Genomic DNA, 10,875 nt, shown 5'->3' with positions numbered 1-10,875 from the left:
TTTTTAGCGATCGCTGGTTTTTGATCCTACCTCACCAAATCGCGTTGCTCCCCATTGAATGAGTGTTTATTCCAACAGCGTGATAAGTCCGCATCATTTTTCAACGTTAGTTGAATTGCTGATTTATAGAGCGAAAAATCAGTCTGAACAGAAAGCTTATACTTTTTTACAAAGTATAGAGACAGAAGCAGCATCGTTGACTTATGAAGAGTTACATGTGCAAGCACAAGCGATCGCAGCTAGTCTCCAGGCTCTAAATCTTGGCGGTGAACGTGCTTTGCTTTTATATCAACCGGGTCTAGATTTTATCGCTGCTTTCTTTGGATGTTTATATGCCGGCGTTATTGCTGTTCCTGCATATCCACCCAGACGAAATCAAAAATTGTCCAGGTTGCAGGCAATAGCCGCAGATGCCCAAGCCAAGATTGTACTGACTTCTAAATCTATTTTAGATAACCTCCAAACTAGTTCTAATCAGCAGGATTTAGAAATTTCTGGATTGCATTGGCTAGCTACCGACGAGTTAAGCAACGATCTAGCACAAGCATGGCAACCGCAAGAATTGACTGGTAATACCTTAGCTTTCCTCCAGTACACATCTGGCTCTACAGGGACACCAAAGGGGGTGATGATCAGTCATGGGAATCTGCTGCATAATGAGCGGATGATCGAGAAAGCCTTTGGACATACAAACAAAACTATCGTTGTTGGTTGGTTGCCTGTCTTCCATGATATGGGACTCATTGGAAATGTCTTGCAACCCCTATATTTAGGAGTTCCTTGCATTCTGATGTCTCCAGTAGAGTTTCTCCAAAAACCAATTCGTTGGTTACAAGCAATATCTCACTACAAAGCTACAACTAGTGGCGGGCCAAACTTTGCTTATGATCTTTGCATTCGTAAGGTGACACTCGAACAGTTAGCAACTCTCGATCTCAGCAGTTGGGAGGTTGCTTTTACCGGTGCTGAACCTGTGCGTGCTGAGACTTTAGAACGGTTTGCTTCAACTTTTGCATCTTGTGGCTTTCGCAGAGAAGCATTTTATCCCTGCTACGGTATGGCAGAAACCACTCTGATAGTAAGCGGAGGTGAGAAAACAGCTTTACCAATCACTTGCAACCTAGAAAAAGCAGCATTAGAGCAAAACCGAATTGTCAAGCAACATGAGGCTCAAGGAGATACGCAACAAATAGTAGGTTGTGGGCAAAGTCCTGCCGATCAAAAGGTGATCGTTGTTGATCCCCAATCCTTAACGATGTGTGCATCTGAACAAGTCGGAGAAATTTGGGTAGCAGGCCCGAGTGTTGCTCAAGGTTATTGGAATCAACCTGACGAGACAAAGAAGGCTTTCCATGCCTATTTAGCAGATGCAGATATTAGCGATCGTGCAACCTCAATCCCATTTTTTCGCACTGGAGACTTAGGATTTTTACAAGATGGCGAGTTGTTCATCACAGGGAGACTCAAAGATGTAATTATTATCAGAGGGCAAAATCATTATCCACAAGATATTGAACTGACTGTTGAAAAGAGCCATCCAGCCCTAAAACCTGTTTCAGGAGCAGCATTTTCTATTGATTTCAAGGGTTCCGAGCGACTAGTTATTGTTCAGGAGGTAGAGCGCAGTTACTTACGTAAGTTAAACGTTCAAGAAATTCTTGGAAATGTAAGACAAGCAGTGATTGCACAGCATGGACTGGATATATATGCTACAGTACTCATCAAGACTGGAAGTATTCTCAAAACCTCTAGTGGCAAAATTCGCCGTCAAGCTTGCCGAGCTGCATTTCTTGCTGGCACCTTGGATGTGATAGAGGATTGGAGTGAGAATCCTCAGAACAAAGCTAAGTTTAAGCATCTAGAAGCAGAGGTTGATTCTGTTCTAAGACAGTTAACATCTACTAACCAGCTATAAACAGCAATTGAATTATCCAAGAAAAGATTCATACCAATCCAACTAAATAGCAGACATACAAAATGAGTTTTGTTAAACCCTTTCAGAGGCAGAAGAAAGTGATCCCAAATAAATACCTGCAAACTCTCTAGAGGTTTATCTATAGGTAGTTAGATTAAAAACTATCATGCATTTCTAATAGCTGAGTTGCAGTAGTGACAGATAGCTACAGATACTGGGATCATTTATCTTCTAGAGTTTTTAGCTTGGTTTGGAATGTAAATATCTCTAAAACAGCTATGGTTGCAGTAAAAAATTGAACACATTTCATTTGATTGTTAAAACATTTACACAGACAAGGAGTTAAACCATGACAATGCAGAATCTTGAATTGAATACCACATCTACAGTTGCACTGAAGCAGATCCCAACAGCAACAGAGATTCAAGCATGGATAGTCTTATATCTAGCTGACTTACTGGAAGTCGATTCAGACGAAATCGAAGTCACAATACCTTTTGACCGCTATGGATTAGACTCTTCAGCAGCAGTCGGTTTGACAGGTGATTTAGAAGACTGGTTGGGATGTGAACTCGATCCAACCCTACTATACGATTACCCAACTGTTGAGGCTCTAGTTAAGCATTTAGTCTCAGAGTTAAAAATCGAAAAATAATCTCAATTCTCTTCATATTTAGTGTCATTCAGGAGAAAATAATGGTAACTGTAAACAAGACTCTCGAACCATTAGAAGGGCAGGAGCCAACGCACTTCCATCGGATTGAAAAAACTTACAAAAATAATCAAGACTCAGATTACACTGAGAAACTTAAAGAACTGGGTAACGAATTTAATTACGCCAAAAACAGCAATTATTATTGGAGTAAACCTGACCTTTCGCTTCTTTATGGAACTCCTCTTTACGATGCGGCTTCTGACAGCCAAAAGCTAGCGCTTAACCATCTTTATTGGGTTGGTAATTATAACCATACTGCTGTTAGCGAAGCCAGTACAAGTATTTACAACATGGTCACGTCTGGTGTTTTTCGTGCCGTTGGTGGTTATGAAACACTTTGTGATGAACTGGACTTTGAAACCGAGCAGGAAAGCTACCACATTCGTACCTTTCAAAAGATAGGTTACAAATCGAAAATGGCTATTGTTGGCAAAACCATATTGGGTAATTCCCTTTATGGCAAAACAGAAAAAGACAATAATAGTTGGCTTAATCTTTTGATCCCTCAACCTGTACGGGAGTATTTCACCTCTACTCAAGGAAGTTCTCCCTTTTCAATACAGCGAGACAATACCTTAAGCGCGATCGCTAAGACAATGTTGAGCGATAATAAACAGTATTACTCTCAGTATTTGAGAAATTTAGAAGAAAAAGGTGAGCCGATTCCTGCACCAGCAGATGGACTAGCAGGACGAATTGCACCCCGCCACTGGTTACGGTTTTTTACTGTTCACTGGGGTATGTCGCCGTTTATGGCGTGTCAATACTATTCCTTGCGCTACACGGCTAATGCGATTCTCAAGAATCAAGAATATCCTTATGTCAGGTATTACCGAGAGTTAGAGCAAAAAGGCGAGTATATTCCGGCCCCAACAGCTGTTTCTTATTACCACTTATTGGACGAGGCTTTCCATACCACGATTTCTCAAACCATTGCCAGAGATATGTATAAGGATTTCCCGAAGCCAACTGCTTATGAGAAATTTATATCTGGTTCGATAGTCTATCAAATCCAACGCAACCTTTTGAGCGGACTTTCTGGAGTCTTACCTGGTCGTTGTGTTTACGATGACCGGATGTTGATGCTATTTTTCTATAAGCTTTTGAAGTCTCCTTTATTTGAGATGGAAACAAAAGAAGCACTTGATTGCATGGAAAAATGCTTCTGCCAAGAACACGAAGGTTTCCAAACCGGGCTTAAATATCATCAAAGTCTTTTGGAATTGATGCGGAGATTATTTAATCGCCTAGACTATCAGTGGTCAGTCAACCGTAACATGGGGATTATGGCTGCTGGAGCTTCAATTGACAAAGCAATTCAAAACAATATTCCGGTCTTTAAAGAGTTCAAAAAATCGGTTCTAGCTTAAGACAGTTAAAGCAATCCGTAAGGGACTTCCAAATAAAAAAATATCCAAAAAACTCTCTCTTCCTTATTCCTGTGTGTTCTCTGTGTTCTCGGCTTCTAGGTTGATTTGGGTAATTTATTTCTTGGAAATCCCTAATTCGCAATTCGTAATTAAATTCTTAACTACGAATTAGTAATTAGTTAAAAAGAGGCATAATATTTTGATGGAAGCCATAGCAATTGTTGGCATTGGTTGCCGTTTTCCCAAAGCTAAAAATCCTGAGTCCTTCTGGCATCTTTTGCGTAATGGAGTAGATGCGATCGCCCAAGTACCACCAGAACGATGGGATATAGACGCCTTTTATGAGTCTAAGCCAGCTACACCAGGAAAAATGAACTCCCGTTCGGGCGGTTTTTTAGATCAGGTAGATTTGTTTGATCCCAGCTTTTTTGGAATTTCTGCCCGCGAGGCAGAACATATTGATCCCCAACAAAGATTGGTGTTGGAGGTAGCTTGGGAAGCTTTAGAAAATACTGGGCTTGTACCAAAAACTCTAACGGGTAGCCAAACGGGGGTGTTCATTGGTGTTACCAACGCTGACTACCACAAAATTATCTATAAAGACTCTTCTCAGATCGGTGCATTTAGTGCCACCGGTACCACTCCTTGCATTGCCGCCAATCGTCTATCCTACTTGCTGAATCTGCGCGGCCCCAGTATGGCGATAGATACGGCTTGTTCTTCGTCATTAGTAGCAATTCATTTAGCTTGTCAGAGTTTGCGAAACGGAGAGTCCAATCTCTGCCTAGCTGGAGGAGTTAACTTGATGTTAGCTCCAGAGCCTGCAATCTCTTGCTCCCAAGCTCAAATGATGGCTCCTGATGGTCGTTGTAAGACCTTTGACGCTAGTGCTGATGGTTATAGCAGAGGAGAAGGTTGCGGCGTAGTTGTACTTAAGCGTCTAGAAGATGCCGTGCATGATGGAGACAACATTTTGGCGCTGATTAGAGGCTCGGCAGTTAACCAAGATGGTACGAGTAATGGACTGACAGCCCCCAATGGGCCTTCCCAGCAAGCAGTTATTCGCCAAGCCCTAGAACAGGCTGGAGTAGCTCCAGCAGAGATTAGCTATGTGGAAGCTCACGGCACTGGCACTTCTTTAGGAGATCCAATTGAGGTCAAATCTCTCAAAGCTGTACTGATGGAAGGTCGTTCCCCAGATCAACCGTGTTGGATTGGCTCAGTCAAGACCAACATTGGTCATTTGGAAGGTGCTGCTGGCATGGCTGGCCTGATCAAGGTGGTCTTACAAATGCAACAACGGGAAATCGCCCCCCATCTGCATCTCAAGCAGCTTAATCCTTATATTTCTCTGGAAGGCACACCCTTTGCCATTCCAGTTGAGCGCCAACCTTGGTCTTCCCCTGGAAGTCGCCTGGCAGGGGTCAGTGCTTTTAGCTTCGGTGGCACCAATTGCCACATAATTTTAGAAGAAGCACCGCTCCCAACGCCAGTCACGAGTGAAGTTGAACGCCCCCAACACATTCTGACCCTATCGGCGAAAACTGCTCCGGCTCTAGCGGAACTAGCACAAGAGTATCAAGATTTCTTTGCGTCTCATCCAGAAGTATCGTTGGCGGATGTCTGCTTTAGTGGCAATACGGGGCGATCGCATTTTGAGCATCGCCTCGCTGTTATTAGTGAATCTGCTGTACAAATGTGTCAACAATTGAGTGCTTTTGGCGCTGGAGAAGATACTTCCGGTCTTAAGAGTGGGCAAGTAACGAAAAAGAAGTTGCCGAAGCTAGCATTTTTATTCACCGGTCAAGGATCGCAGTATGTCGGTATGGGTCGCCAACTCTACGATACCCAACCGATTTTTCGGGAAGTTATTGACAAATGCTCCCAAATTCTGCATCCATACCTTAACCAGTCTTTACTTGAGATTCTCTATCCTGAACCAGGAAAATCTTCGCCTTTAGATGAAACGGCCTACACTCAACCAGCCTTGTTTGCTCTGGAATATGCTCTATTTCGGTTATGGGAATCCTGGGGGATCAAGCCAGATGCAGTGATGGGGCATAGCGTCGGTGAATATGCGGCTGCTTGTGTCGCGGGGATATTTAGTTTAGAAGATGGTCTGAAGCTGATTGCCGAACGCGCTCGTCTGATGCAGGCGTTGCCCCAAGATGGTGAGATGGTGGTAGTGTTTGCGTCGGAAGCTTTAGTAACCTCAATTATTCAACCTTATCCCCAAGTGACGATTGCTGCCATTAATGGCCCTAACATAATAGTAATTTCTGGCGATCGCCACGTTATAGAAGTAATCACCAACATTTTGCGGACAGAAGGAATCACGACGAAAAAATTACAAGTTTCTCATGCTTTCCACTCTCCCTTAATGGAACCAATACTAGGTGAGTTTGAGCAAATAGCCAAAAATATTACCTACTCTTCACCTAAAATTAGCCTAATTTCCAATCTCACTGGTCAACCAATTACAGATGAAATCGCTACTCCTGAGTATTGGTGCAATCATGTGCGGCAGCCAGTACGATTTGTAGACAGTATGGAGGCGCTGTATCAGAGAGGCTACAAGATATTTGTAGAGATAGGCCCCAAGCCTACACTAATGGGAATGGGTCGTCACTGTTTACCAGAGGGAGAGGGAGTTTGGCTGCCTAGCCTGCGTCCTCGTCGTGAAGATTGGCAACAACTTCTTGACAGCTTGGCACTATTGTACATTAGTGGTGCGTTTATAGACTGGAATGGCTTTGATAGAAACTATGCCCGTCGTCAAGTGATGTTACCAAATTATCCATTTCAACGCCAGCGCTATTGGTTTGAAGCAGTTAATAATGGGCATTCAAAAATAGAGTCTTTATCCCCAGATCGTATCCAGACTCAAATCTTCAATCTCTTGCATCAAGGAGAGACTCAACAACTAGCCAAATACTTACAAACTGCAACAGAATTCTCTCAAGAAGAAGTTAAAGTACTGCCTAAACTGTTAGAAATATTAGCCAAGCAACATCAACAACAATTAACAGCAGCATCCTACAAAGATTGGCTTTACGAAGTTAGTTGGCAGCCGAAGCCGCGTCAGTTGACCCAAATCAGCGCTCACGAACCTGGTAGCTGGATAATTTTGGCTGACAGCTGGGGTGTTGGAAAAGCTCTAGCCCATCTTTTACAAAAGCAGGGTGAAACTTGTTTTCTGGTTTATCCTGGAGACAGCTATCAAGTAAAACAGCCTGAAACTTGGAGTGTTAATCCATCGAACCCAGCCGATTTTGAGCGGCTTTTCCAAGAGGTAATGGGCACTAACAAGTTACCGTTAAAAGGAGTTGTTCACCTCTGGAGTTTAGAAGCGGGATTGACTTCAGAATTAACCGTCCCTTTAATAGAAAAGATTCAGGTTCTTGGTTGTGCCAGTACCCTGCATCTAGTACAAGTTCTTGCCGATCGCTTCGCCTCGCCCCGTTTATGGTTAGTAACCAGGGGAGCAGTACCAGCAGTCTCCTCATTGCAAGCACCAGCCCAGGCTTCTTTGTGGGGATTGGGTAAAGTTATTGCTTTAGAGCATCCCAAGTTGTGGGGAGGACTACTAGATTTAGCTCCCGATGCTCCTACAGATGAAGCAGTAAATCTGTTAGCAGAAATTTGGGATTCTCAAGGGGAAGACCAAATCGCCTTTCGAGAAGGACAGCGTTATGTGGCTCGTCTGATCCGTAGCGAATTTTCAGAGGCTCAATCAATGTCTCTACACTCAGATAGCACATATCTGATTACTGGAGGGTTGGGAGCGTTAGGTCTAAAAGTAGCACAGTGGATGGTAGAGCAGGGGGCGCGGCATTTAATGCTGACCGGACGCAAAAAGGCATCTGCTGAAGTACTCCAAGCGATCGCTAAGATGGAAGACATGGGAGCTAAGGTAGCGATCGCCCAAGCTAATGTAGCCCAATGCAGTGATATGGTCAGAGTATTCGAGGATATTAAGACCTCGATGCCGCCTCTGGGAGGAATTTTCCACGCTGTTGGTATGCTCCAGGATGGCATCCTCCTACAGCAGGACTGGAAGTCCTTCGAGCAAGTTATGGCAGCAAAGGTGAAAGGAACTTGGATTCTGCACACATTGAGTCAGCAGTTCCAATTGGATTTCTTTGTAACATTTTCCTCTGCTGCCGCATTATTAGGTTCGCCAGGTCAAGGAAATTATGCAGCCGCTAATGCTTTCATGGATGCCTTAGCCGATTATCGTCGGGCGTCGGGACTGCCAGGATTGAGCATCAACTGGGGACTCTGGAAAGATGCTGGCATGGCTACAACTCTGGGAAACCACCACCAAGCAAGATTAGCTGCCCAAGGAATTGAGTCAATACCACTAGAGCAGGGATTGCAGATATTAGGAAATTTGCTAGGAAAGGATACAGCCCAAGTAGGAGTATTGCCAGTTAACTGGTCTAAGTTCTGCCAACAAATTCCTCAAGGTGTGGTTTTGCCATTTCTGGAATCTTTCATTGCAATAGATAAAAAACCATCGTTGCAGCGAACAAAATTTTTACAACAGTTAGAGATAGCCCCTGTAAATGAGCGGCAAACTCTGTTAATTGCTCACATCCAAACTGAAGTTGTTAAGCTTCTGGGGATTGATTCATCGGAATTAGAGCCGCAGCAAGGTTTTCTTGATCTCGGTATGGATTCTCTGATGGCGGTGGAGTTGAAGAACCGTTTGGAAAGTACTCTGAGTTGTTCTCTACCTTCAACTTTAGTTTTTGACTATCCCACAATCGAAGCACTTGTCGATTATCTACTTAAAGATGCGATACCTTCTCCTGTCGGAGACGCTCCGCGAACGGTAAGCTTCGCTAACGCATCTTTAATTTCTGATGAATCTGCTGTGGAGTCAAAAGAAACCAACCATAAGGAGCAAGTTGTAACTGAGTCATATTTAGACGATTTATCAGACAGCGAAGCCGAAGCACTGCTGCTTGGTAAATTAAATAGCATGAGGTACTGAAGAGATGTCAGAACAAGAAAATAATGTATCACCCATCAAGCGGGCACTTCGAGCGATTGAAGACCTGCAAGCCAAAGTTAACCAGTTGGAGTATGCCAAACGAGAACCAATTGCAATTATTGGTATGGGTTGCCGATTTCCCGGTGCTGACAATCCAGAGGCATTCTGGCAACTGTTACGCAATGGAGTTGATGCCATTACTGAAGTTCCTGCCGATCGCTGGGATATTGAAAAATTATATGATCCAGATCCTGATGCTCCTGGCAAAGTGTGTACCCGCAAAGGCGGTTTTTTGACCCAGGTAGATGGCTTTAACCCAGAATTTTTTGGGATTTCAGCTAGGGAAGCAGCAAGTATAGATCCCCAACAACGGCTCTTACTAGAGGTTGGTTGGGAGGCTTTAGAAAATGCAACTCTTGCACCAGAGCATTTGTATAACAGTTCTACAGGAGTCTTTATCGGCATTTACCTCAATGATTACAGCAAGGTAATGTCCTCAGTAGGAGACTCAACCCAAATCGACGCTTTTAGCGCGATCGGCAACTCCTTGAGCGTAGCGGCTGGGCGCTTGTCGTATATTTTAGGGCTAAAAGGCCCGAGTATGGCGATCGATACTTCTTGTTCTTCTTCATTGGTTTCAGTGCATTTAGCTTGTCAAAGTTTGCGCCTGGGAGAGTGCAATTTAGCCCTAGCTGGCGGAGTTGGTTTGAATCTCGTCCCAGACACCAGCATTGCTCTCTCTAAGTCACGGATGCTAAATCCTAACGGCCGCTGTCAAACCTTTGATGCTGCTGCTAATGGCTTTGTCAAAGGAGAAGGGTGTGGTGTTGTCGTCCTCAAGCGTCTCAAAGATGCTTTGGCTGACGGCGACAACATCTTAGCTTTGATTCGGGGTTCTGCGGTAAATCATAATGGTCGCAGTAGTAGCTTGATTGCTCCTAATGGGATGTCTCAGCAAGCTACAATTCGCCAAGCTTTAGAAAATAGTGGCGTAGACTCAGCCCAGATTGACTATGTAGAGGTTCAGGGTACTGGAACATCAGTTGGAGAACCGATTGAAGTGGCAGCTTTGGGGGCAGTGTTTGGTAAAAATCGTCCTCAAGACAAACCTTTAGTTATTGGTTCGGTAAAAACCAACATTGGTCACTTAGAACCTGCTTCTGGGATCGCCAGTTTAATTAAGGTAGTGCTGGCTTTGCAACATGGAGAAATCCCACCCCATCTGCATTTTCAGCAGCCTAATCCTAACATTAAATGGGATGAATTCAGGCTAAAAGTTCCGACTGAGCGAATGCCCTGGACTGTAGGAGCAAAGCGCCGACTGGCGGGAGTGAATACCTTTGGCTTTAGCGGTACTAACGCTCATGTGATTTTAGAAGAAGCTCCATCTGATTTTAGATTGGGTGATACTGGTCAAAATGTTCCAAAATCCAAAATCCAAAATCCAAAATCCATAGAGCGCCCCCTACACCTACTGGCATTATCCGCTAAAACAGACGAAGCTTTAATCGAGTTAGCCGAACGGTATGAGAAGCACTTGGCTGCTAATCCAGACTTAGCTTTAGGAGATATCTGCTTTAGTGCCAATAGCGGGCGATCGCATTTTCAGCATCGCTTAAGTGTGGTAGCATCTTCATCTACCGAACTTTATGAAAAGCTAACCGCCTTCAGCGCTGGGCAAGAAGTAGCAGGATTATTTAAAGGAAAAGTAGCAGGTTCTCCGAAAATAGCCTTCATTTTCACTAATCTTAGCTCCCAGTATTTAAGAATGGCGCGTAAACTCTACGAAACTCAACCTACCTTCCGTGCTACCATCGACCATTGCGATGAAATCCTGCGTCCTTACTTAGAGCAACCATTACTAGAAATACTTTTC

5 protein-coding genes are annotated in these 10,875 nt (G+C 43.9%); all 5 read left to right on the top strand.

The features are described 5' to 3' along the window. Positions 1-58 precede the first annotated feature (58 nt). Positions 59-1,915, top strand: coding sequence for a fatty acyl-AMP ligase (locus tag ACFE90_RS30725; RefSeq protein ID WP_375506128.1), 1,857 nt, complete (start codon positions 59-61; stop codon positions 1,913-1,915). 349 nt (positions 1,916-2,264) lie between these two features. Then, the gene (locus tag ACFE90_RS30720; RefSeq protein WP_375506127.1) at positions 2,265-2,570 is read left to right on the top strand and encodes an acyl carrier protein; all 306 of its coding nucleotides are present in this window, start codon (positions 2,265-2,267) and stop codon (positions 2,568-2,570) included. A 41-nt stretch (positions 2,571-2,611) separates the two neighbouring features. Further along, the gene (locus ACFE90_RS30715) at positions 2,612-4,000 is read left to right on the top strand and encodes a hypothetical protein (RefSeq protein WP_375506126.1); all 1,389 of its coding nucleotides are present in this window, start codon (positions 2,612-2,614) and stop codon (positions 3,998-4,000) included. A gap of 202 nt (positions 4,001-4,202) precedes the next feature. Continuing rightward, positions 4,203-8,999 carry an SDR family NAD(P)-dependent oxidoreductase gene (locus tag ACFE90_RS30710; RefSeq protein WP_375506125.1) on the top strand — a complete coding sequence of 1,599 codons (4,797 nt, stop codon included), beginning with the start codon at positions 4,203-4,205 and terminating at the stop codon, positions 8,997-8,999. A 4-nt stretch (positions 9,000-9,003) separates the two neighbouring features. Continuing rightward, positions 9,004-10,875, top strand: a 1,872-nt coding sequence (locus tag ACFE90_RS30705) for a type I polyketide synthase (RefSeq protein WP_375506124.1), incomplete at its 3' end; no start/stop codon positions are given.

It is taken from the genome of uncultured Nostoc sp. (assembly GCF_964245445.1).
In the GTDB taxonomy this organism is placed as follows: Bacteria; Cyanobacteriota; Cyanobacteriia; order Cyanobacteriales; family Nostocaceae; genus Nostoc.
This window is presented reverse-complemented; position numbering and strand designations above follow the sequence as displayed.

Bases quoted from the DNA above. Each gene is read 5' to 3' on its own strand.
- ACFE90_RS30725 (WP_375506128.1), top strand. From the start codon at position 59: ATGAGTGTTTATTCCAACAGCGTGATAAGTCCGCATCATTTTTCAACG.
- ACFE90_RS30720 (WP_375506127.1), top strand. From the start codon at position 2,265: ATGACAATGCAGAATCTTGAATTGAATACCACATCTACAGTTGCACTG.
- ACFE90_RS30715 (WP_375506126.1), top strand. From the start codon at position 2,612: ATGGTAACTGTAAACAAGACTCTCGAACCATTAGAAGGGCAGGAGCCA.
- ACFE90_RS30710 (WP_375506125.1), top strand. From the start codon at position 4,203: ATGGAAGCCATAGCAATTGTTGGCATTGGTTGCCGTTTTCCCAAAGCT.